The sequence below is a fragment of the Acinetobacter colistiniresistens genome (genome assembly GCF_000413935.1).
Lineage (GTDB): Bacteria > Pseudomonadota > Gammaproteobacteria > Pseudomonadales > Moraxellaceae > Acinetobacter > Acinetobacter colistiniresistens.
Genome location: NZ_KE340380.1, coordinates 39513 through 62102, shown reverse-complemented (window position 1 = coordinate 62102; position 22590 = coordinate 39513). Strand labels below are relative to the sequence as shown.

The window sequence follows — 22590 nt, the reverse complement described above, 5'->3', positions numbered from 1 at the left end:
ATGAGTGGGCTTTAAATTAAGCACCACGTTGGAAATTTAGTTTCAGCGTACCAATTTCAGCTTGTGCAGGAAGTGTTTTACTCACCGCTTTAGGCCCCACTTCTAATTCAAAGCTTTGATACGAATGATCACCATGCTCGCGAGAGGTCTCAATATGGATTAAATATTTGCCTGTATCAACCATCTTGCCGGCCTCATCTTTACCATCCCAAGCCAAACGATACTGGCCTGGTTGGCGTGACGGTTTAGCCACTGCATCCAGATTCGGCATTTGACGACCATAACGACGCCACCATACATAATTTGAATTAATCCATTTTTCATCTTTACCCCAAACAGCTAGGGTGCGCACCAACTTTTTATCACTGTCCGTAACCCAGACTGAAACATAAGGTGCACGATAATTTTCAACCGCAAGTTTTGGAATATTTACTTCAACTTGTGCTTGGAAGCCTTTTGGCCAAACCGTTGCTGCGGCATTGCCTGCAATATGTCGCATCACTGCTGCCTGATTGGCATCTAGAAGTGTAGACCAACCCGTACTTTGATAGCTGGTACCATCACTTGCCACTAACTGCGCTTCAAAACCGACTAATTGTTCAATCAGTTGCATACCTTCATAAGGTGACATAGCTGTTAAAGCCGTAGCCAAAGCATCTGCATCTGCAGCACATTGCCCAACCACGACACATTGTTCAACGGTTTGAATCGGCATCCCCGTTTGTGGGTTAAGCAAATGCGATTGCCCCGACAAAGAACGATAACCTTGGCCACTCAATGCCACTGCTTGGTCTTTGATATTGAGAACCTGCGCTGGCGCAGCATTGTCAAAACGCTCATCTGGATTTTGAATGCCAACTTTCCAACCTGCTTGTTGGGGTGATTGCCCCCACACCCGCATATCACCACCAATATCAATCAAGATCCCTTGTACATGTGGCACCGCCTTTTGCGCAGCGATTAAAGCACGATCAATCACATACCCTTTTGCATAAGCATCAGGTGCAATTTTGATGGCTGAGCCCATTTTAATCTGTTTCGTCTTTGGATTTAACTCAATACTTTGTGTTTTTAACTGACGTAATAATGCTTCTTGCGTTTGATCATCCAGATTTTGCACCTGATTGCTGTGTTCCCAAAGCTGAATCAATTGACCCAAACGCGCATCAAAACCGCCACAGGTCGCACTACGCCACTGTTCACAAGCAGCAATCACTTCATACAGTTCCGAAGAAGCCTCAATGTGTTGTTCACGATTAAGTTGACTAATTTCACTGTCATCACGCCAGACCGATAAAATCTGATCCAATCGTGCAATTTCAGTCTGAATCGCCTGTAATACCTTTTCTGCATCCTGTTGATGGGCTGTTGTCACTACCACATCCAAAGAAGTACCTAAAATATGATCTTGGTGAAAGCTATAACTCGGAATCTGGGCTTGAGCCTGTATGCTCTGCAGATCTTTTGTAGCATGTTCACCGGCCTGAAGTGTGGTAACAGGTGACATAAATACAGCGATGGCTGCCATCAACGGCGATAAACGAAAAATGATGTGAATTGGACGAAAAATTTGTTGCGTTGATGACATCGTTAAGCTTCCATTTTCTAAGATTTACCTAAGCCAATACATGAGCTTTATGAAAAGCAAATGGCTTGGTCTCACGCATGAATTACAACCAAAATAACATGAAAGTGAAATAATTTTATTTTCAATAAAATCAAAAACATTCTATTCACTTGAGATACACATTAGGGAGAAAAATAACGTGTTCATCTGTATATGTCTAATGGCATAAAAACGATTAAAAATTTATCGGAATAATATTGCAACTGATACTCGTTATCAAGTAGATTGTAGCAAATCTTTTGCATTTTTGTTTATTTCTCTTTTAAGGAATTCTGCATGCGTCATTTGCTCACTCTTGCCCTATTTTCTTCGCTACCGACATTCAGCTTTGCTCATACGGCAAGCCCTTTTTTATTGCCAGAAGTATTCGACAGCCAAGCAGATAATGTCAGTTTCCAAAGTGGAATCACTATTGAAAAATTCTTTGTCGCAAGCCGCAACTTTAAAACAGATTATCAGCTCACCACACCTGAAGGTAAAACTGAAACCATCAAAGCCGCAGCAGAATTAAAAAAATTTAATATTGCTGAAGCCAATTTAAGTACGGATGGGACTTATCGTCTCCGCACTCAAAATGCAACAGGCACCCCGAACAAATATGCACTGATTGATGGTCGTTGGTTACGGGTTCGCCCACAACGTCCAGCCAATGCCAACCCTATGCCACAGCAAAGCAATAAATCAGAACAAAAAGCAACTCCAGCGCCGACCAATCAACCACCACGCTTTATTGCAGAAGACCAAATTCCTAGCAATGCAAAAACAGCACAAACCATCAATAGCTATCTTGCAGAAAGTTTTGTCACCAAAGGCAAACCAAGTACCCTACCCGCTGTCAGCAACAAAGGCCTTGAATTCAAGTTTGCAACCCATCCCAATGAACTGTTTTCAGGTGAATCACTCAAAGCATTGGTATTGATGGATGGAAAACCTGTACCTAATTTAGAAGTAGATGTATTTAAAGGCGCAAGCAGTTATCAACCCAATGCAAAACGCGAACAACCCCATGTAAAAACCAATGCCAAAGGTGAAGTCGAAGTTAAGTTTAATGAAGCTGGTATTTATTTAATTACCACCACTTACCCTGAAGCCAACACTGACAATACCAAACCACCTATTGCACAAGCTTATACCTACAGCGTTACGGTTGAAGTCACTGAATAACGATAAACACGAATAGGGACTGATCTCCGCATAAGTCCCTTTTCCCTTAGATTTAGCTCCAATCCATTTCTATCTTAAAAAGAACAGCGTATATTATTTAAAAACGAATACTTAGTTTGTTTTATGACGTCAAGAAAAACCAGTGATGCGGGCATTTTTTTGTGGATGGTGTACCAGACCATGCAAAAGATGAATCTGGATGCCGCAGCCATCTTTGCCCGTGTACATTTACCTGATCAGCCGCCTGATAAATTTGTTCGTCGCGATAACGCGACTCAGCAACGTTTTTGGCAAGCCGCAGAACAGATCAGCCAAGATTCTGATATTGGCTTGCATATTGGTCACAATGTTCCACCCTTTCGCGGACAGGTGATTGAATATCTTTTTCTTAGTAGCCCCAATTTTGGGGAAGGTTTAAAACGAACGATTCGCTATCAAGCCTTACTGACCAATGCAATGTCCTTCAAACTTGAAATAATCAACGAACACACCGCAATGATTTCAGGTCTGCATCATCCTGTTCGGCATTATCTGGAATGTGCGATCGGGATTTTATTGAATTTTTTTAAATACATCAGTGACGGAGCTTTTACACCGACTGAAATTGGCCTGCCTTACCCAGATGGTGCGAATCAAGAGGAATATCAGAAAATCTGGGGATGTAATGTCAAACTAGGACAAACTGAAGGATGTATTTATTTTGATGCAAAATTACTGCATACCCCTTCACCTGCCCATGAACCTGAATTATTAAAAATCCATGAAAATCATGCAAAAACTCAACTTGAGTTACTAAAAAAATATCAACTCATTCATGAAATCGAGAAAATTCTAGCCAGTGGATTATTGGAATCAGGTGAGTTTGATCAAAATATCGTCGCGCAATATTTAAATCGCAGTGCCCGTAGTTTGAGAGCGGATTTACAACTGTTAAATACCAACTATGAAAAAGTCATTGCCCATTATCGGGAACGTCTGGCACGGCGATTACTCTCCCAAACCCAAGAAACGATTGACCAGATTGTTTATCTCACTGGCTTTTCTGAGCCCTCAGCATTTTCAAGAGCCTTTAAACGCTGGACTGGTGAAACACCTACAGCATATCGGCAACGTAAACAGGCTTAAATTGATTCGGTAGGCAATCAAAAGCTGCCAGATCTGTCAAAAGTTTTAACCGTTTTCTTTTTAAAATCCGATCATGTTTTACGAGGTAATCTCTCATGATCGGTTTCCCAGTCGGTATTTTTGTTGCCAATGGCATGGAATGGTATTTCCACAAAGTCTGGTTACACGAATTTCCAAGCAAAAATAGAAATAGTCCATTCTTTACCCATATTGCTCACCATAAACGTGCTCGTTTAAATGGCTTTCATGATGAAGGTTATGCCGAATCGATGTTTAAAAACTCGGAAATGTATAATGAAAAATCGGCACTTATCGGCTTGGCTGCTGCATCCACAATTTTCCTGCCTGTTGCACCGTTCTTTACTGCGGGTTTGTACTACGGCATTTGGAACTATTGGAAAGTACATGCTCAATCCCATCTAGATCCAGAGTATGCAAAAAAAAGAATCCCCTGGCACTACGATCATCATATGACCAGCAACCAAAACGCCAACTGGTGTGTGACTAAGCCATGGTTTGATTACATTATGGGAACGCGAGTGATGACGGATGCGTCAGAGACAGAAACCAATCCCTTGGCAATCAACATGCCAAAGTGGTTAGAAAAAAAAGTTAATCATGTAGCACGTCGCTTGTTGCCAAAAGCGTATGCTCAAATTGATGCCAATACGCAATTTGATCAACAGAATTTAAAACATGGGATTGAAGTGGCACTTTAAGAATAAAACCAACGCACGCTTAAAACCGAACCAGACTTGCGTTCGGTTTTTTTATTGCAATTAACGTTAATGCGAACTCGTTTTAGACAATAAATTTAAGATCAATACGCCACTCATAATCAACACAATACCAATAATGCCCCAAACATCTAGTTTTTGATCAAATACAAACCACGCAACGGTAGTAATCAAAACGATACCCACCCCAGACCAGATCGCATAAGCAACGCCCACTGGAATGGTTTTCAATGTTAATGACAAACAATAAAATGCAATGAAATAGCCCACTACGACAACAATTGAAGCAAGTGGTTTGGTAAAACCCTCACTGCTTTTTAAGGCTGATGTTGCAATCACTTCCGCAGTAATAGCAATGAATAAAATAACCCAATTGTTCATTTACCTATCTCCCACGATCAATACAGCCTACCCAATGATATATACAAGAAAAAAACACCCTTATGATAAAGGGTGTTTTTAAATATTAATGTCAGCAAGTTTAAAACAAAATTAAGCTGACTTCTTTGCCATATTGTTTTTACGGATCGTAATCATCAGTAACTGTACAGCTGCTGGTGTCACACCCGGAATACGGCTTGCCTGCGCCAGTGTTTCTGGACGAACTGTTTTCAATTTTAAGGTAATTTCACGTGACAAACCTGAAATACCCTCATATTCAAAATCAGCTGGAATCTTGGTTTCTTCAAGACGCTTTAATTGTGCAACATCTTCATGTTGACGATTAATATAACCTTGATATTTCACTGCAATTTCAATTTGCTCACCCACATGTTCAGACACGTCTGAACCCGTTAATTCGGCAATTTGAGCAAAGTTGATATTTGGACGTTTCAGCAAATCGATCGCACTACATTCCTTACTGAGATCAGCACCCGTCATTTCAACGAACTTTTTCCCCATTGGGTTGTTTGGTGCAGCCCATAGATGTTGTAAGCGAGAGGTTTCACGTTCAACCGCTTCCATTTTTTCGCTATAAGCAACCCAACGCTCATCATCAACCAGACCCAGTTCACGACCAATAGACGTTAAACGCTGATCAGCATTATCTTCACGCAACATCAAACGGTATTCCGCACGTGAGGTGAACATACGGTACGGTTCTTTCGTCCCTAAAGTAATAAGGTCATCAACCAATACGCCCATATAGGCTTGATCACGTTTTGGTGTCCACTCTTCTTGTTCCCAAGCACGGCGTGCCGCATTTAAGCCCGCCAGCAAGCCTTGTGCACCCGCCTCTTCATAACCTGTAGTCCCGTTGATTTGACCAGCAAAGTACAGATTTTGAATCGCTTTGGTTTCAAGTGTGAATTTCAATGCCTGTGGGTTGAAATAGTCATATTCAATTGCATAGCCTGGACGCAAGATATGCGCATTTTCCATACCACGAATTGAACGAACCAAATTGAACTGCACATCAAATGGCAAAGAGGTCGAAATCCCGTTTGGATAAAGTTCATGTGTATCCAAACCTTCAGGCTCCAAGAACACCTGATGTGAATCTTTATCGGCAAAACGATGAATCTTATCTTCAATCGATGGGCAATAGCGTGGGCCTACACCTTCGATCACACCGGTATACATTGGTGAACGATCAAGTCCGCCACGGATGATCTCATGGGTTTTTTCACTGGTATGCGTGATATAGCAGTTCACTTGCTCTGGATGCATTGATGCATCACCCATAAATGACATTACAGGAGATGGGAAATCACCAGGCTGAGGCGTCATTGCTGAAAAATCAACGGTACGAGCATCAATACGTGGCGGTGTTCCGGTCTTTAAACGACCGACAGGCAATTTAAGCTCACGCAAACGGTGCGCCAAAGCAATCGATGGTGGATCACCTGCACGGCCACCACTAGAGTTTTGTAAACCAACATGGATCACTCCACCCAAGAACGTACCTGTCGTCAACACCACTGTTTTAGTATCGAAACGAATCCCCATTTGCGTCACAACACCCTTAACGGTATCGCCTTCAACAATGAGGTCATCAGCCGCTTGCTGAAAAATATCCAGATTGGCTTGATTTTCTAAAGTATCGCGAATCGCAGCTTTATAACGAACACGGTCCGCTTGCGCACGTGTTGCACGCACAGCCGCCCCTTTACGGGAATTTAGAATACGGAATTGAATACCACCTTTATCCGCTGCAAGTGCCATGGCACCACCGAGCGCATCGATTTCACGAACAAGATGTGATTTACCAATACCACCAATCGCTGGGTTACAGCTCATCTGCCCCAAAGTTTCAATATTATGCGTTAACAATAATGTTTGTCTTCCCATACGAGCCGCAGCAAGCGCTGCTTCCGTACCTGCGTGTCCGCCGCCAATTACGATAACGTCGTAAACTTTAGGATAGTGCATAGTGGTAAATGTGTATTCAAAAAATGACAGAGCATTATACAGGAGTTTTCAATTAATTTGGCAAAAACAGTCAAGTTTGTTGTGGATTACAAGCCACTGTTCTGACTACAAAATATACAAAAAGAAACCTTATGTTGCATTTTGCTCTTAGACTCCACACAGCCATTCATCACTATTAACTGGAACACCACTGTTTTATTTGGTGAATTTCTTATCCTAAAAGTGAATAACAAATACTTTAGGAAAATGATATGAACACCAAGCTTTTATTGTCATCTCTTATTTGTAGCCTTTGTTTCAGTGTAGCTGCACATGCAGGGACTAAGGCAACCCAAGACCAACAAGCAAAAAAATATGAACAGGTTTGTAAAGGTAAAAAACAAGGTACACCTGTCTCATTTGCATATAAAGGCGTTGTTTTCAATGGGTCATGCGAGCCCAATGCAGCAGGTAAATTAGTATTCCAGCCGCCAATGCCTGCTTCGAATGCCGCGGTAGATACACAAAGCCGGATTTCAGAAACGCAGTCGGCACCTCGCCCTGTTAGTCAGTAAATCCTGCCTTATTCAGTCAGATAAAGATCTGCTTTCTAGGTATAAACCATAAAAGAAGGTCTTCAAGGCCTTCTTTTTCTTTTCCATAAAATATGAAAAAACAATATAATAGTGTACATATGTCCACAATATTTCATCTTAAAATTGTAATCTGTCTATTTTATAATCCCTTTAATCGACCCGAATCCATTACAATACCCACAAATACATTTATTTAGGTTTTCCTGTGAACTGGCTACAAATTCATATTACTGTTGATCAAAATCAAGTTGAACTGACCGAAACATTACTCCTATCACTAGGTGCAGTCAGTGTTACTTTAGATGATGCAGAAGACCAAGCCTTGCTTGAGCCATTACCAGGTGAAACCCCACTTTGGAATAAAGTCATCGTTACAGGGATTTACCAACAAGAAGAAGATGACCCAATTGATGTTGATACTTTGGAAGCCTTTTTAAAAGTACAGCTTCCAGATGTGCCTATGCGCCATGAATATCTGGAAAACCAAGTTTGGGAACGTGCTTGGATGGACTATTATGAACCGATTCAAATTGGTGAAAAATACTGGATCGTACCAGAATGGCTAGAACCACCTGAAGCAGATGCAACCAACATCAAGCTCGATCCAGGTCTGGCTTTTGGTACAGGAAACCATGCCAGCACATTCCTCTGCCTACAATGGTTAGGTAAAACTGACGTTAAAGACAAAATCGTGATTGATTATGGCTGTGGTTCAGGAATTTTAGGTGTTGCAGCCTTATTACTCGGTGCCAAAAAAGTATATTCGACAGATATCGATCCTCAAGCCGTACTTGCTACAAAACAAAACGCAGAATTGAATGGTGTACTCGATCGCCTTTATGTAGGATTACCAGAAGAGTTTGATCAAGAATTCAAACCACAACAAGCAGATGTCCTTGTCGCAAATATTTTGGCGGCACCTTTAATGGCACTTGCGCCTGAATTCTCAACTTTATTAAAAAATGAGGGTGAGTTCGCACTTGCTGGTGTAATCGAAGAGCAAGTTGCTGATGTTTCTAGTGTTTACTCACAATTTTTTGATATATTAGAGATCGAAAAGCGTGAAGAAAACTGGTGTCGCATTTCAGGAAAACGTAAAACAACAATTTGAGAACATTGTTACTTATGAGTGAAAAACAAACCCGCTGCCCTAAATGTTCAACTGTGTACAAAGTGACCCTTTCACAACTCAGTGTTGCACAGGGTATGGTTTGTTGTCCAAAATGCGTCATCAACTTTAACGCATTAACCAACTTATTAGAAACAGATAATGAAGCGATACCGACACCTGTCAATCGCTCACTTTTTTCTTCAATTCAACCTGACAGCTCGTTTGCAGAAAAACAAATGCAGATTTTGAGCATTTTTGATCAGAAAATTGAAAACTCAAACATTGATTTACTGACCTACCTCAACAACCTGAATTACTTCAATACCGAACCAGTCACTGCATTGCCCAATCTGAATCTGTCAGAAGACAGCTTACTGATTGATCATGAAAATAACGACAAACAACATGGCTGGATGTATTACACACTTTGGGGCATTGGTAATATTGCCTTGATTTTGGTATTTGCTTTTCAGATTTTATGGTTCAACCCAAAACTGATGCATGAAAGCCCTGCGCTCAATCAAATCTTTAACTATGCTTGCGGCATTTTCTCGTGCAAAACCACCAATGACCAATATAAGTATCTCAGCTTTGAAAAAGTAAAACTAAAGCGTGCAGAAAAAGATAGTACGGTTTTTTCAGGTGTACTTTTAAATCATCACGAGAACAGTGTCATGCTGCCTTCTATAAAGGTTATGCTCAAACAAAATGATGATGCCGTTTTTAATGTCGTCTTAAAACCGCAAGACTATTTGGTAGACAGTTTAAAAACCATTCAACGTATTCCATCCAATAGCCCATTTCGCTTCGAATTTACGGTTCCAAAAAGCAAAAATAGCTTCAACGACTATAGTTTAGAATTTGTACAGCCCTAAAAGATCAAAAAAGTGACAAAAAAACAAAAAAAAGTGCAGTTAATTTGCTCACTTTTTCGCTGACAGTGGTATGATACGCGCCACGAATGCTTTGACCTACTTACTCCTCGTAATTTACAGACAATAAAATCGTTAAACGAACTGTGCTTCTATCCCATAAGCGCATTGTTGGTTTTTTTGTTTTTTAAAGTAGGCGGTAACAAATATTTAACTATTGTTACGCTTATTTTTTACACAATTCGAGGATTTGTGGCAAGCTAATAGTCCCATTGTTTTAGAGTCACTGTTTTAGGATCTAAAACAGGACTCAGTAATTTAGACCACATTTATATCACTTTACCCAAGTGATATTTTGATTTTTCGGATTAAAACGCATGAATAGCAAATCTCCTATTTTTACGGCTCAATCTGATGTCGCTCTTCGCATCCATGTAGATCGCGCAGTTCGTCATTATTTTGCACAATTGCAAGGTGAGCAACCATCTCAAGTTTATGACATGGTTTTAGCAGAAATGGAGAAACCTCTTTTATCTGTGGTCTTAGAATATACTCGCGGTAATCAAACACGTGCCGCTGAGATTTTAGGCCTTAACCGCGGAACTTTACGCAAAAAGTTAAAAGCTCACGGTTTAATGAGTGAATAATTGATAAAATGCTCACGTTCTCGTGGGCATTTTTTTTGCCTTTTATTTTCAATCTGTAGACTTCAAACTGTTGACTAAAATCATGACTATCAAACGTGCTTTAATCTCTGTTTCCGATAAAACTGGAATCGTTGAATTTGCTCAAAATCTTGCAGCTCTAGGGGTAGAAATTTTATCTACGGGCGGTACATATAAGTTGCTTAAAGACAACAATATCGCCGTAGTAGAGGTTTCTGAACATACAGGTTTTCCTGAAATGATGGACGGTCGTGTAAAAACACTCCATCCTAAAATTCATGGAGGCATCTTAGCGCGTCGTGGTCTGGACGAAGCGGTGATGCAAGAACACAATATTGATCCAATCGATCTTGTTGTTGTTAACCTCTATCCTTTTGCAGCAACAGTTGCAAAACCGAACTGTTCACTTGCCGATGCGATCGAAAATATCGACATCGGTGGTCCAACAATGGTTCGTGCAGCTGCAAAAAACCATGCTTCAGTCGGTATTATTGTGAATGCCACTGACTATGATTCAGTTATCGCTGAATTAAAAGCCAATGGTGGATTGTCTTACGAAACACGTTTTGACTTGGCTGTAAAAGCATTTGAACATACAGCACAATATGATGGCATGATTGCATCTTATCTAGGTGCACGCGTGGGTAAGGCTGAAGGTGAAGCAGATGTGTTCCCGCGCACTTTCAATACGCAGCTCAACAAAGCACAAGATTTACGTTATGGTGAAAATCCGCATCAAAACGCAGCCTTCTATATTGAAGAAAATGCCAAAGAAGCTTCTGTTTCTACTGCGAAGCAATTACAAGGTAAAGAACTCTCTTATAACAATATTGCAGATACCGATGCAGCACTTGAGTGTGTGAAATCGTTTGCAAAACCAGCCTGTGTGATTGTTAAACATGCCAACCCTTGTGGCGTTGCAGTTTCATTGGACGGTATCAACGCCGCTTATGATCTTGCCTATGCAACCGATCCTGAATCTGCTTTCGGTGGCATCATTGCATTCAACCGTGAATTGGACACTGCAACTGCGCAAGCGATTGTAGATCGCCAATTTGTTGAAGTGATTATCGCACCAAGCATCGCCGATGGCGTGCTTGAAATCACAGGCGCGAAAAAGAATGTCCGTGTGCTGGTGTGTGGTGAACTTCCAGCAATTGATGCACGTGCAGCACAACTTGACTATAAACGTGTAAACGGCGGTTTATTGGTTCAAGACCAAGACTTGGGCATGATCACCAAAGATGATCTTAAAGTTGTGACCAAGCGCGCACCAACTGAGCAAGAAATTGATGATTTGATCTTTGCTTGGAAAGTTGCGAAATATGTGAAATCAAATGCGATCGTGTATGCGAAAAACCGTCAAACCATTGGTGTAGGCGCTGGTCAGATGAGCCGTGTCAACTCAGCACGTATTGCTGCAATTAAAGCTGAGCATGCAGGTTTAGTGGTTGAAGGTGCAGTTATGGCGTCTGACGCATTCTTCCCATTCCGTGATGGTATTGATAATGCGGCCAAAGCTGGCATTAAATGCATTATCCAACCGGGTGGTTCAATGCGTGATGAAGAAACGATTGCTGCTGCAGACGAAGCGGGTATCGCAATGGTCTTCACAGGCATGCGTCACTTCCGTCACTAATACTACTTTAAAAATTCCGTCTTATTTACCTCCCTCTAAATCTCCCTCCTAAAAGGAGGGAGACTACACCAATATCAATATGGGTTCCCTCTCCTCTTAGGAGATGGGGAACGATTGTAGTTACGCAAGGGTGAGGTTAAGAGGGACTTTTTTATTCTGAACAGGTATATTCTTAAATACGGAAAAAGGAAATAACTTAATAATGAATATTTTAGTTTTGGGTAGCGGTGGCCGTGAACATGCACTTGCATGGAAAATCGCACAAGATGCAAAAGTCACTCAAGTATTCGTTGCACCAGGTAATGCAGGGACAGCAACTGAAGACAAATGTAAAAATATTGACCTCGATATTTTAGACAATCCAGCGATTATTGAATTTGCTAAGGCAAATGATGTTGCTTTGGTCATTGTGGGTCCAGAAGCGCCATTAGTGAATGGTGTGGTGGATGCAGCACGTGAAGCAGGCTTAAAAATCTGGGGGCCAACCCAGTATGCTGCACAGCTTGAAGGTTCGAAAGCATTTGCCAAGCACTTCTTAAAACGTCATAACATTCCGACGGCTTTTTATGATGTATTTACTGAAGTTGCTGCGGCTAAAGCCTATGTTGAACAACACGGCGCGCCAATCGTAATTAAAGCAGATGGTCTAGCTGCAGGTAAAGGCGTGATCGTGGCAATGAGCAACGAAGAAGCCTTTGCTGCGATTGACGATATGCTTGCAGGCAACAAATTTGGTGATGCAGGCTCACGTGTGGTGATTGAGCAATTCCTTGCTGGTGAAGAAGCCAGCTTCATTTGCATGATCGATGGCAACAACATTTTGCCAATGGCAACTTCACAAGATCATAAACGCATTTTCGAAGGTGATGAAGGTCCAAACACAGGTGGTATGGGTGCTTACTCTCCTGCGCCAGTCGTAACCGCAGAAGTCTTTGAACGTGTTATGAAAGAAGTGATGCGCCCTACCGTTGACGGTATGGCAGCAGATGGCCATGTTTACACTGGTTTCTTATACGCTGGCTTAATGATTGATGAACAAGGTCAACCACGTGTGATCGAATTCAACTGTCGTTTTGGCGATCCTGAAACCCAACCAATCATGATGCGTTTAAAATCATCTTTGGTCGATTTGGTTGAAGCCGGTATCGATGGTAACTTACCAAGCGAAGCTGAATGGGATGAACGTAAATCGATCGGTATTGTGCTGGCCGCTGGCGGTTATCCTGAAACCGTGCGCAAAGGCGATGTGATTTCAGGTCTAGGGCAATCTCCAGAAGACACCAAGATTTTCCATGCAGGTACGGCAATGAGCGCAGATGGTCATGTCATTACTGCGGGCGGTCGCGTACTTTGCGTAACGGCATTAGGCGACACGGTACTTGAAGCGCAAATCAATGCATTAGAAGTATGTGGTCAAGTCACCTTTACGGGGATGCAATACCGCAGTGACATCGGCTACCGTGCCATTGCACGTGAAAAAGCTGAATAAATACTTTCCAATAAAAAGCCTTCTTCGGAAGGCTTTTTATTCCTTAAACAGCATAAATACAATTTATATATTCATTATTTGAATATAAAATTCAGAAAAATATATATTTATTATTCAATTGATCTATCTCAATATCTTTTTAGAAAAATTCATAAAACTATCATCTATTTATATTTACTCTATATGCAATTTCCCTTAAATAATCATATTCTTATACGCTTTAATACCATTTTCTCCACTGTCACCTGCTCTAATTTGTTGGTATGATTGCCGAAATTTTAGATGTTGTTTTTATGTTAACCTGGCATTCTTCTTCATTAGTTTCAAATGGTTAGAATACTCACCCTAACAAAACAAATTGCAGCTAAATCCAAATTCGATTAGAAACATAAGGTGGACAACGCATGTTCCCTATTCTGAGCTATGGAATGGGCACATGAATATTCATCTATTTTTCTGATGTTGTGGAAAGGACTCTTGTTCAAACTTCAAGAATAATTCACGTGATGGTTTGAGGCCGATGCCAATTTACAACATACAAACCTATTGCAATCATTAATGCTAGAGAAATGCTGATTTTCTCGACATTATTCCGATTAGGATTTATACATGAAAAAGCTGATTAGTCTTTTTTTAAGTGTATCGGTGTTATTACTTGCAGCATGCAGTAAACAACCAGATACCGCATCGACCGAACAAAAAGGTGATGCTGCTGCATTACAAACTGTTGTAATCGCTTCTACAGGTTCAGACGCTGATATTTGGCGTTACATTGCGACTTTGCCTGAAACCAAAGCTGCTGGCGTTAAACTCGAAATTAAGAACTTCACTGACTACGTTGCAATGAATACTGCTGCAGCGAATAAAGAAGTTGATTTAAATGCATTCCAATCTTACGCTTACCTTGTTGCTTTTAATGCTGCAAATAAAGACAAGATTGCGCCTGTTTCAACAACTTACTTAGAGCCAATGGGGATCTACTCAAGCAAAGTCAAGAAAGTTGAAGAGTTTGCAGAAGGTGCAACGATTGCCATTCCAAATGACGGTGCAAACGAATCCCGTGCTTTATTACTTTTACAAAGCGCTGGCTTGATCAAGTTAAAAGCTGACTTTGATCCTGTCAAAGGTACCCCTGCTGATATTATTGAAAACAGCAAGAAAATCGTAATCAAACCGATTCAAATGGCAACAGCTGTCCGTGTTAAAGATGAAGTTGATGCAATTTTATTGGGTAATACACTTGCGATGGAAGGCGGTTTAAACGTACTTAAAGACGCGATCTTCTATGAGCCAGTGGATCAAAGCACTAAGTTAAACGTAAACGTATTGGCAACGGCTGAATCTCGTAAAGATGATCCTGTATTGCAAAAAGTTGGCGCGCTTTACCATACTGAAGCTGTGAAGCAATATGTTCAAGAACACTTCGCGGGTACTAAAGTTGACGTAAACAAACCGACAAGCTACCTCACCGAAGCAAATTCGTAATATAATAACCTCAAATAAAACAGGCAAAGTGATTTTGCCTGTTTTTTCTTTTCTGCCATAGTACTGACGAACATGATCCAATTTAAAAACATTTCGAAACACTATCAGTTGAAAGGTCAAACGATCAATGCGTTGGATCAGATCAATTTAGAGATCCCAGACGGTAGTATCTTTGGCATTATCGGCTATAGTGGTGCAGGTAAAAGTACGCTTATCCGTTTGATTAATTTACTTGAGCGCCCAACTCAGGGACAGGTCATTATTAATCAAAAAGACTTTACTGCAATGGATGCGCGCACCCTTCGTCAAGAACGTGCAAATATCGGCATGATCTTCCAGCACTTCAACCTGCTTCAGAGCAAAACTGTATCTGAAAATATTGAAATGCCACTTAAATTACTCGGCCATAGTAAAGCTGAGCGTGAAAAACGTCTGGCAGAACTGCTAGATTTTATCGATCTCAAACATAAAAAAGATGCTTATCCTGATGAACTTTCAGGCGGTCAAAAACAACGTGTCGGGATTGCACGTGCATTGGCCAATCACCCTAAAATCTTATTGTGTGACGAAGCCACCTCTGCACTTGATCCACAAACAACAAAATCAGTTTTAGCCTTGTTAAAAAAGATTAACAAAGAACAAAACATTACTATTGTGATGGTGACTCATGAAATGGATGTAATTGAATCTGTTTGTGATTATGTTGCCGTGATGGAAGCTGGTCATGTGATTGAAACTGGCCCAACACTGGATATCTTCAGTCAGCCCCAACACCCAACCACCAAAACCTTTATTCAAACGGTTTTGCAACAACAATTACCAATTAACATTCTGAATAATCTTGAGCATCAGCATCATAATAGTATTTATAGCTTACAGTTTTTAGGCACATCGGCGCAGGAAACCGTGATCCAAGCTGCAATTAAGCAGTTTGATATCAGTTTGAATATTTTGTTTGCCAATATGACCGAAATTAACGGTACGGTAATTGGTCAAATGTTTATCCAGCTATTGGGTGATCCACTCATGATTCAAGAAACTGTGGCGTTTCTTGAGCGCCAAGGGGTGAAAGTTGAACAGTCTGGAGTGGTAAGCCAATGAGAGATTTAATTGTACAATGGCTGACCGAAGTCACAGCACCATTTTGGCATAGCTCGCTATCGATTGACCAGTTTGTCACAGCCTTGCAAGAAACCTTCCAAATGGTGTTTTTCTCGCTACTGTTTGGTTGTATTTGGGGCTTGATTCAAGGCATCACCTTAGTGGTGACACGTACTGGCGGCATTTTACAAAATCGTGCGATTTATTATTTTCTCAATCCAATCGTCAACGCGCTACGCTCCCTTCCCTTCATTATCTTACTGATTGCCGTTATTCCACTGACCAAAATGTTAGTTGGAACTTCAATTGGGACGTGGGCTGCAATTGTGCCTTTAACCATTTATGTCGGCCCATATCTCGGTCGTTTAATTGAAACTTCATTACTTGAAGTAAATGAAGGCATTGTTGAATCGGCTCAGGCAATGGGTGCCTCGCCTTGGCAAATTATTTTTAAGTTTATTATTCCAGAAGCACGTAGCTCTCTGATTTTAAACTTAACCACAGGTACAATTTCCCTGATCGGTGCAACGGCAATGGCTGGTGCAGTGGGTGCAGGCGGTATTGGTGACTTGGCCATTTCGTATGGTTACCAACGTTTTGACACCAGTGTCGTGATTTTAACCGTAATCGTATTATTGCTGCTGGTACAAATAGTACAAATGCTCGGTGATTGGTTAGCAAAATTACGCTAACTTGTATTCTATGTGTCATCAAGGAATATATTGAAAACTCAATATATTCCTTTTATTTTATTCTCAAAAACCGACCAATTGATATAAAATAATGGTCTATTAAAATAAAGTTAAAAACCATCAATGAGAACAATATGGCGTCGCTTGAAATACTAACCACCTTTTTAATTACTACATTTATCTTTGCTTATATTCCTGGTCCAGCAATGCTGTATACCGCCGCACAAACTTTAGCTAAAGGCCAAAAATCTGGTTTCATGGCAACTTTAGGACTTTTTATAGGAGGATGTGCTCATATCATAGCCGCCGCAGTGGGACTTACGACACTGTTCCATCTATTTCCAGTTTTATACACCGTCATTAAAGTACTTGGAGCATGTTGGCTGATCTGGTTGGGGATAAAACTCATTAAAGACACTCCCAAATCGGGTACGTTAAACTCCCCTCAAAATATTGCGAAAAAAACATTGAAAGAAAGTATATTGGTAGAGGTATTAAACCCTAAAACTGCAATTTTTTATCTCGCATTTTTACCTCAATTTATCAATAGCACTTCTGAATCACCCGTCTGGCTACAATTCATCCTCTTAGGTTTAATCGTTAATACGATTTTTATTTCCGCAGATCTGGTATGCGTTTTTCTTGCTGAATTCATCATGACAAAAATGAATAAATCCCAAAGTGTCCAAAAATTTATGTCCATATTAGGCGGGACAATCTTTATTACTTTGGGCTTATTTCTCGTTTTAGGCCAACACTAAATGAGCTGATGGAAAATAAACTTCATTCGCTGCTTTAAAAGTATTCACATGTAACGGCACTAAATCATCCAGTGCCTGATATCCCCCCGCCAACACAAACAACATCGGGATTTTCATTTTTTTAGCCATTTCAAAAACAATCCGATCACGCTCAAATAGCAATTCGGTACTAAACCACTTTGAACCATATTTATCGTGTTGATGACAATCCATGCCCGCCTGATAAATCATAAGATCTGCCTCCCAACCTGATGCATATTGGAAAGCCTCATAGATCGCCTCACGATATAAGTCAAAATTCCCCTGTTTAGGATGAATATAGCGGGTCAAACTACGTTCACTGGCTTTACAACCAAAGCGAATCCCAAAAATTCCGAAATTGACCAAGTTTGTCATACGGTTGGTAAACACTGCTGTCCCATCTCCACCATGCTGATCACAGTCCAGAACGAAAATGCGCTTTTCTGGATACTGCTTAGCCACCAGAGCTAAGCCATTAAAAGTACAATAGGCTGCACCAGATTCATAGCTAGCATGATGAAAGCCTTGGGCAATATTGGCAGCAATGCCTTCTTTCAAAGCAATCTCTGCACCCACCAATTGCCCTGCCTGTACTGACAGAATCGCATCCCGAAGCTGCTCATTCCATGGCTTAAAGCCTTGTATGGTGGCAAATGCAGATTGACCAGATAAAAAAGCATCCACATACTGAGGATTATGCAACTTTTTGAGCAACTCGACATCGATCATGCCAGGATCAATTAGCTCAGCTATATGTTGCGCTGCTAACACATCCGCAACGGCGGTGAGTTTTTCCATACTATTGGTGTGCGTTTGGGCAAAATAACGCGGCGAATAACAAGCTTTTAGCATGGATGTCCTACGTAAATTTGATCATGCGCAATGTCCATCAACTGACTTAATTCAGTACTATCCGGTCGGAACAATCCATTATCCACCTGTTGTTTAAAATGATATCCAAAAGCACGTGCCCGATTTTCAGGTGACACAGCCAAAGTAGTTAGACGCAAAAACCAAAAACCACTCATTTCAGCAATCGGGATCACATAGCCTTTGTACTGCTTATTTTTGTGTTTAACCAGTTGCTCAATATCATAGTCGGCTGAAAATAAACTACCCGCAGGTAAACGCACCCCATTCATCATCAAAGGTACTAAGCTGATACAGGAATGATTATCTCCCATATTGAGCTTTTCTATCATGATTGGTTGTTCATGCTCATCCACAAAGATATTGATTTCCCCCTGCCTGAGTAAGCGATGATGTGCGATACGCAGGAAGAATTTTTCTGCCATGGGACAAGAACCGACTTTAGGCTTTTCTGCTAAGGATTGGCAATCAATCATATCCAGCACTGCTGCATCTTGAGGCAAAATAATATCCGTCAGCAACTGGCAAATCAGTTTACTTTCTTCTCGCTCGGCATATTGATGTATATGTCTAAGTGTGGACTGAAACTCAATTTCCTGTTGTAAATTCTGCGCAAAGCCCTCTTGTGGATTTAAACGTTGCAAACACTGCTGAACATCAGCGTTAAGATCCAGATTACGCCATGTCTGCAGCACTAAACCATAAGATGAACTTTGATTGAGAAGATTTTTTAACGTCTTCGTATCATAATCTTCAAAAATGCGTAAATCCTGAAACCCCATTGGATCACGTGCCTGTGAAACAAATTCTGCAATTACACGGGTGGCTTGTGTATAGCCACAACCCCGTCGCTCGGTTTGGTGACTAAAATGCTCATTCAGCATTTCTGTAAGTTTGGCAGAGAGCGGATATAAATATTTTTTAAAAATAACGACCACTTCATGGTCGACCATCTCAGACATGATTCCCTCTCTTGTTATTCTGATTTATCAATTTTCATCTATCGCAAATGATCTGTACGATGCTTGCTTCATCATTCACATTATTTAGCTTTAATTAACTATTCTTATACGACCAAAGATGAATATAAATCATTAACTTATAAACTTTAATTCCATCTTCATGGAAAACAGGATGCTTGTCAACGAGAAAGATATCGACTGAAGTTTGCTGTCAACATTTGCCCGAAATCGTCAGCCTTTTGCTTTCAACTTTATTCTACTTTTTTGCACTCAGCAGCATTTACACTTAAACTAGAATCAGGCACTAACATTCAGTACCCAACTCGCAATAACCACCCGGAACAAAAGATTTAGGATTCGGCTATGCATTATAAAATTCATGCAATTGATGTCAAAAATGCCTTAAAAAACTATATTTGGTTATTGGAAGATACCGAGGCGCAAGAGGTGGTTGCAATTGACCCGACCGAAGCAGATTTGGTGATCGAATTTTGTGAAAAAAACCAGCTCAAGCTGAAACAGATTTGGTTGACACATTGGCATAAAGATCATACAGGTGGAGTCGAAGGTTTACTCGCAGATCAAAATATTATGGTCTATGGCCCAAGAGATGAACTCAGTAAAATTTCGCTAATTTCAAACCCTTTGCAAAATGACGATCATTTTCATTTTAATGATTTAAAAGTTGAAATTATTGCAACGCCAGGTCATACCCTAGGTCATATTGTTTATTTTATTGAAAAAATAGAGACACTGTTTAGTGGTGATACCTTGTTCGCAATGGGTTGTGGCCGCCTATTTGAAGGTACAGCTGAACAAATGTATCACTCATTAAATCGTCTAGCCGCCTTGCCTATTCAAACCAAAGTCTATTGCACACATGAGTACACACTTGCCAACGCAGAATTTGCGGTTACGGTTGAACCGCATAACGCGGCATTACAACAGCGCATCAAACAGGTTCGAGCACTGAGAGCGGCCGATCAAATCACCTTACCAAGTACCATTGAATTAGAACTCGAAACCAATCCATTTTTGCGTACCGAAAGTGCCGAAGATTTTGCACATATCCGCAGTTTGAAAGATCAGTTCTAATGAATGCATTAAATTTAAACGATTCATTTTCCATTTTTTGTTAAAAGTGGAAAATGAAATTATTTTTTACATTTATCTGGCTCAATTTATAAAATATCCGAGCTTAAATTTCCAAAAAACAAAACCAAATAATCAAATAAAATCAAAAATATAAATAAACACCAGATAACGTTCTCTCTATAAAAATTACGCTCAACTTACATTATTTACATGTGGAAAAATAAATCTATGCAATCCCCCTTTAAAAAATTTTAACCGGCCCTTATTAATATTTACATGTTCACAAGGAGATCTGTCATGAAAAACAGAGTTGTTAAAGCAAAAAACGTATTGGCTTTCCGTATTTGGCTAGAAAAATTAGGCTATTCGGTTAAAAATCTGACAGATAACCGTGGTTTTACATTTAGCTTTAAAAAAGAATATGGTCTAGTTACATGTGACTTATCCGGTAATGCCTTGGCAATGCAGCTTGGCGAAGAATTCGAAGACCACTTAAAAGCCTAATGACCAAATTTCTAATAGATCAGGATTGCAAAAGGATTTTGGAATCCTGATAGATGAAGTCTAAAAAATTTAAACATTTCTCCCCTTCGATTTAATCCCTCATTTTCTAAGCATTTCATACAAAATATTATTGGAACCAACGCAATTTCCAAGTATCATAATGGCCAGTCGAGGGATGCTGCGACAATTGATCGGCACTAAAGATCAATTTGCCAGGCTCGACGATCGGTTAGACACTCGTTTTTAACCAACAACGGCATCCGCGAACAGAATGATCCATACTATTTTTTCTAGGAGATCCTGATGAACGCGGTGAATGCTTCATTTACAGATTATAAAGTTGCTGATATTTCCCTTGCTGACTACGGTCGTAAAGAGATCAAACTTGCTGAAGCAGAAATGCCAGCTTTGATTGGCTTACGTAAGCGTTATTCAGCGGCTAAACCACTTGCTGGCGCAAAAATCTTGGGTTGTATCCACATGACAATCCAGACTGCCGTTCTCATTGAGACCTTGGTTGAACTTGGCGCAGAAGTGCGTTGGACGTCTTGCAACATCTTCTCTACTCAAGACCATGCTGCTGCTGCAATCGCTGCAAGCGGTGTTCCTGTTTTTGCTTGGAAAGGCGAAACTGAAGAAGAATATGTTTGGTGCCTAGAACAACAGATCAATGTCAATGGTCAACCTTGGGATGCCAACATGATCTTGGACGATGGCGGTGACTTAACTGCACTTGTTCATGACAAATACCCTGCGCTTTTAGAACGTATTCACGGCATTACCGAAGAAACGACAACAGGTGTACAACGCCTGTTAGAAATGTGGAAAGACGGTTCGCTTAAAGTCCCTGCAATCAATGTGAATGATTCGATCACTAAATCGAAAAATGACAACAAATACGGTTGCCGCCACTCATTAAACGATGCGATCAAACGTGCGACTGACATGTTGCTTTCTGGTCGTCGTGCGCTTGTGATCGGTTATGGTGACGTAGGTAAAGGTTCTGCACAATCTTTACGTCAAGAAGGCATGATCGTTCGCGTGACTGAAGTTGACCCAATTTGTGCAATGCAAGCTTGCATGGATGGGTATGAAGTTGTATCTCCATACAAAAATGGTGCGCAAACTGGCAAAAAAGAAGACATCAACCACGATTTATTAGGCAATACTGACCTTGTTGTCACGACGACTGGTAACTACCACGTATGTGATTCTGCAATGTTAGATAGCTTAAAAGCGGGTGCTGTGGTGTGTAACATCGGTCACTTCGATACAGAAATTGACACTGCCTACCTCCGTGGTTATAAGTGGGTTGAAGTAAAACCTCAAGTCCACCAAGTCTATCGTTCAGAAGACGAAAATAACTACTTGATTCTTCTTTCTGAAGGTCGTTTAGTGAACCTTGGCAATGCAACAGGCCACCCATCACGTGTCATGGATGGTTCTTTTGCTAACCAAGTATTAGGTCAAATGCATTTATTTGCTGAGAAATTTGCTGATTTACCTGCTGATCAGAAACAAGCTGCAATTCGTGTAGAAGTGCTTCCTAAGAAATTAGATGAAGAAGTTGCTGCTGCAATGGTCGTTGGCTTTGGCGGTGTATTAACGCAATTGACGCAAGTACAAGCAGATTACCTTGGCGTTCCTGTCGAAGGTCCGTTCAAATCTGACGCTTATAAATACTAAGAAAATCAGGGCAGACGTTTTACGGACTGCCCTTTT

At 40.7% G+C, this 22590-nt stretch carries 20 protein-coding genes and 1 pseudogene; 16 read left to right on the top strand and 5 right to left on the bottom strand.

Annotation, left to right across the window (positions count from 1 at the left end; all coding sequences use genetic code 11):
• Positions 1–16: 16 nt before the first annotated feature.
• Entirely contained in the window at positions 17–1588 is a 1572-nt protein-coding gene (locus F907_RS09825) for a DUF2271 domain-containing protein (RefSeq protein WP_016652066.1), read from the bottom strand.
• 315 nt (positions 1589–1903) lie between these two features.
• Here F907_RS09825 and F907_RS09830 point away from each other — a divergent pair, with 315 nt between their 5' ends.
• From F907_RS09830 to F907_RS09840, 3 genes are all read left to right on the top strand, one after another.
• The gene (locus tag F907_RS09830; protein WP_016652065.1) at positions 1904–2791 is read left to right on the top strand and encodes a DUF4198 domain-containing protein; all 888 of its coding nucleotides are present in this window, start codon (positions 1904–1906) and stop codon (positions 2789–2791) included.
• Between the two features lie 123 nt (positions 2792–2914).
• Positions 2915–3916, top strand: a complete 1002-nt coding sequence (locus F907_RS09835) for an AraC family transcriptional regulator (RefSeq protein ID WP_016652064.1) — start codon at positions 2915–2917, stop codon at positions 3914–3916.
• Between the two features lie 95 nt (positions 3917–4011).
• Entirely contained in the window at positions 4012–4635 is a 624-nt protein-coding gene (locus tag F907_RS09840; RefSeq protein WP_016652063.1) for a sterol desaturase family protein, read from the top strand.
• 66 nt (positions 4636–4701) lie between these two features.
• Here F907_RS09840 and F907_RS09845 read toward each other — a convergent pair whose 3' ends face one another.
• Together F907_RS09845 and mnmG are read right to left on the bottom strand one after the other, a co-directional pair.
• The gene (locus F907_RS09845; RefSeq protein ID WP_016652062.1) at positions 4702–5034 is read right to left on the bottom strand and encodes a DMT family transporter; all 333 of its coding nucleotides are present in this window, start codon (positions 5032–5034) and stop codon (positions 4702–4704) included.
• A gap of 111 nt (positions 5035–5145) precedes the next feature.
• Positions 5146–7026 (bottom strand): tRNA uridine-5-carboxymethylaminomethyl(34) synthesis enzyme MnmG, encoded by a 1881-nt coding sequence (gene mnmG, locus F907_RS09850; RefSeq protein ID WP_016652061.1) that lies wholly within the window; start codon positions 7024–7026, stop codon positions 5146–5148.
• A gap of 251 nt (positions 7027–7277) precedes the next feature.
• Between mnmG and F907_RS09855 the strand changes: the two are divergent.
• The 10 genes and pseudogenes from F907_RS09855 to F907_RS09900 all read left to right on the top strand — a co-directional run.
• Positions 7278–7574: pseudogene (locus F907_RS09855) on the top strand (hypothetical protein); the annotation flags it as partial.
• 232 nt (positions 7575–7806) lie between these two features.
• Positions 7807–8712, top strand: coding sequence for a 50S ribosomal protein L11 methyltransferase (prmA, locus tag F907_RS09860; protein WP_005274207.1), 906 nt, complete (start codon positions 7807–7809; stop codon positions 8710–8712).
• A 14-nt stretch (positions 8713–8726) separates the two neighbouring features.
• Entirely contained in the window at positions 8727–9587 is an 861-nt protein-coding gene (locus F907_RS09865; RefSeq protein ID WP_016652060.1) for a DUF3426 domain-containing protein, read from the top strand.
• Between the two features lie 374 nt (positions 9588–9961).
• Positions 9962–10231, top strand: a complete 270-nt coding sequence (gene fis / locus F907_RS09870; protein ID WP_001086304.1) for a DNA-binding transcriptional regulator Fis — start codon at positions 9962–9964, stop codon at positions 10229–10231.
• An 82-nt stretch (positions 10232–10313) separates the two neighbouring features.
• A complete protein-coding gene (gene purH, locus F907_RS09875; RefSeq protein ID WP_016652059.1) occupies positions 10314–11888 on the top strand; it encodes a bifunctional phosphoribosylaminoimidazolecarboxamide formyltransferase/IMP cyclohydrolase in 1575 nt (524 codons plus the stop codon).
• Positions 11889–12090: 202 nt separating this feature from the next.
• Positions 12091–13377, top strand: coding sequence for a phosphoribosylamine--glycine ligase (gene purD / locus F907_RS09880; RefSeq protein WP_016652058.1), 1287 nt, complete (start codon positions 12091–12093; stop codon positions 13375–13377).
• Between the two features lie 609 nt (positions 13378–13986).
• Positions 13987–14862, top strand: a complete 876-nt coding sequence (locus F907_RS09885) for a MetQ/NlpA family ABC transporter substrate-binding protein (RefSeq protein WP_016652057.1) — start codon at positions 13987–13989, stop codon at positions 14860–14862.
• Between the two features lie 72 nt (positions 14863–14934).
• On the top strand, positions 14935–15963 hold the full coding sequence (locus tag F907_RS09890) for a methionine ABC transporter ATP-binding protein (RefSeq protein WP_005274191.1): 1029 nt from the start codon (positions 14935–14937) through the stop codon (positions 15961–15963).
• Complete coding sequence (locus tag F907_RS09895) at positions 15960–16655, top strand: methionine ABC transporter permease (protein WP_005274188.1); 696 nt, start codon at positions 15960–15962, stop codon at positions 16653–16655. The genes F907_RS09890 and F907_RS09895 overlap by 4 nt, the downstream gene beginning before the upstream one ends.
• 134 nt (positions 16656–16789) lie before the next feature.
• On the top strand, positions 16790–17416 hold the full coding sequence (locus F907_RS09900) for a LysE family translocator (protein ID WP_016652056.1): 627 nt from the start codon (positions 16790–16792) through the stop codon (positions 17414–17416).
• On the opposite strand, the gene F907_RS09905 is transcribed toward F907_RS09900, so the two are convergent.
• Positions 17402–18289: an arginase family protein gene (locus F907_RS09905; protein WP_005242452.1), complete on the bottom strand. Its 888-nt coding sequence runs from the start codon at positions 18287–18289 to the stop codon at positions 17402–17404. The two genes, F907_RS09900 and F907_RS09905, sit on opposite strands and share 15 nt — an antisense overlap.
• Positions 18283–19269: a hypothetical protein gene (locus F907_RS09910; RefSeq protein WP_016652055.1), complete on the bottom strand. Its 987-nt coding sequence runs from the start codon at positions 19267–19269 to the stop codon at positions 18283–18285. The genes F907_RS09905 and F907_RS09910 overlap by 7 nt, the downstream gene beginning before the upstream one ends.
• 363 nt (positions 19270–19632) lie before the next feature.
• On the opposite strand from F907_RS09910, the gene gloB reads away from it, so the two are divergent.
• The 3 genes from gloB to ahcY all read left to right on the top strand — a co-directional run bounded on the left by gloB (position 19633) and on the right by ahcY (position 22554).
• Entirely contained in the window at positions 19633–20364 is a 732-nt protein-coding gene (gloB, locus tag F907_RS09915; RefSeq protein WP_016652054.1) for a hydroxyacylglutathione hydrolase, read from the top strand.
• Between the two features lie 297 nt (positions 20365–20661).
• The gene (locus F907_RS09920; protein ID WP_004654498.1) at positions 20662–20868 is read left to right on the top strand and encodes a hypothetical protein; all 207 of its coding nucleotides are present in this window, start codon (positions 20662–20664) and stop codon (positions 20866–20868) included.
• A 303-nt stretch (positions 20869–21171) separates the two neighbouring features.
• Positions 21172–22554 (top strand): adenosylhomocysteinase, encoded by a 1383-nt coding sequence (gene ahcY / locus F907_RS09925; protein ID WP_016652053.1) that lies wholly within the window; start codon positions 21172–21174, stop codon positions 22552–22554.
• The last annotated feature ends 36 nt before the right edge of the window (positions 22555–22590 follow it).

Excerpts from the sequence above, each read along its gene's own strand:
- F907_RS09825 (WP_016652066.1), bottom strand. The coding sequence starts at position 1,588 with ATGTCATCAACGCAACAAATTTTTCGTCCAATTCACATCATTTTTCGT.
- F907_RS09830 (WP_016652065.1), top strand. The coding sequence starts at position 1,904 with ATGCGTCATTTGCTCACTCTTGCCCTATTTTCTTCGCTACCGACATTC.
- F907_RS09835 (WP_016652064.1), top strand. The coding sequence starts at position 2,915 with ATGACGTCAAGAAAAACCAGTGATGCGGGCATTTTTTTGTGGATGGTG.
- F907_RS09840 (WP_016652063.1), top strand. The coding sequence starts at position 4,012 with ATGATCGGTTTCCCAGTCGGTATTTTTGTTGCCAATGGCATGGAATGG.
- F907_RS09845 (WP_016652062.1), bottom strand. The coding sequence starts at position 5,034 with ATGAACAATTGGGTTATTTTATTCATTGCTATTACTGCGGAAGTGATT.
- mnmG (WP_016652061.1), bottom strand. The coding sequence starts at position 7,026 with ATGCACTATCCTAAAGTTTACGACGTTATCGTAATTGGCGGCGGACAC.
- F907_RS09865 (WP_016652060.1), top strand. The coding sequence starts at position 8,727 with ATGAGTGAAAAACAAACCCGCTGCCCTAAATGTTCAACTGTGTACAAA.
- fis (WP_001086304.1), top strand. The coding sequence starts at position 9,962 with ATGAATAGCAAATCTCCTATTTTTACGGCTCAATCTGATGTCGCTCTT.
- purH (WP_016652059.1), top strand. The coding sequence starts at position 10,314 with ATGACTATCAAACGTGCTTTAATCTCTGTTTCCGATAAAACTGGAATC.
- purD (WP_016652058.1), top strand. The coding sequence starts at position 12,091 with ATGAATATTTTAGTTTTGGGTAGCGGTGGCCGTGAACATGCACTTGCA.
- F907_RS09885 (WP_016652057.1), top strand. The coding sequence starts at position 13,987 with ATGAAAAAGCTGATTAGTCTTTTTTTAAGTGTATCGGTGTTATTACTT.
- F907_RS09890 (WP_005274191.1), top strand. The coding sequence starts at position 14,935 with ATGATCCAATTTAAAAACATTTCGAAACACTATCAGTTGAAAGGTCAA.
- F907_RS09895 (WP_005274188.1), top strand. The coding sequence starts at position 15,960 with ATGAGAGATTTAATTGTACAATGGCTGACCGAAGTCACAGCACCATTT.
- F907_RS09900 (WP_016652056.1), top strand. The coding sequence starts at position 16,790 with ATGGCGTCGCTTGAAATACTAACCACCTTTTTAATTACTACATTTATC.
- F907_RS09905 (WP_005242452.1), bottom strand. The coding sequence starts at position 18,289 with ATGCTAAAAGCTTGTTATTCGCCGCGTTATTTTGCCCAAACGCACACC.
- F907_RS09910 (WP_016652055.1), bottom strand. The coding sequence starts at position 19,269 with ATGTCTGAGATGGTCGACCATGAAGTGGTCGTTATTTTTAAAAAATAT.
- gloB (WP_016652054.1), top strand. The coding sequence starts at position 19,633 with ATGCATTATAAAATTCATGCAATTGATGTCAAAAATGCCTTAAAAAAC.
- F907_RS09920 (WP_004654498.1), top strand. The coding sequence starts at position 20,662 with ATGAAAAACAGAGTTGTTAAAGCAAAAAACGTATTGGCTTTCCGTATT.
- ahcY (WP_016652053.1), top strand. The coding sequence starts at position 21,172 with ATGAACGCGGTGAATGCTTCATTTACAGATTATAAAGTTGCTGATATT.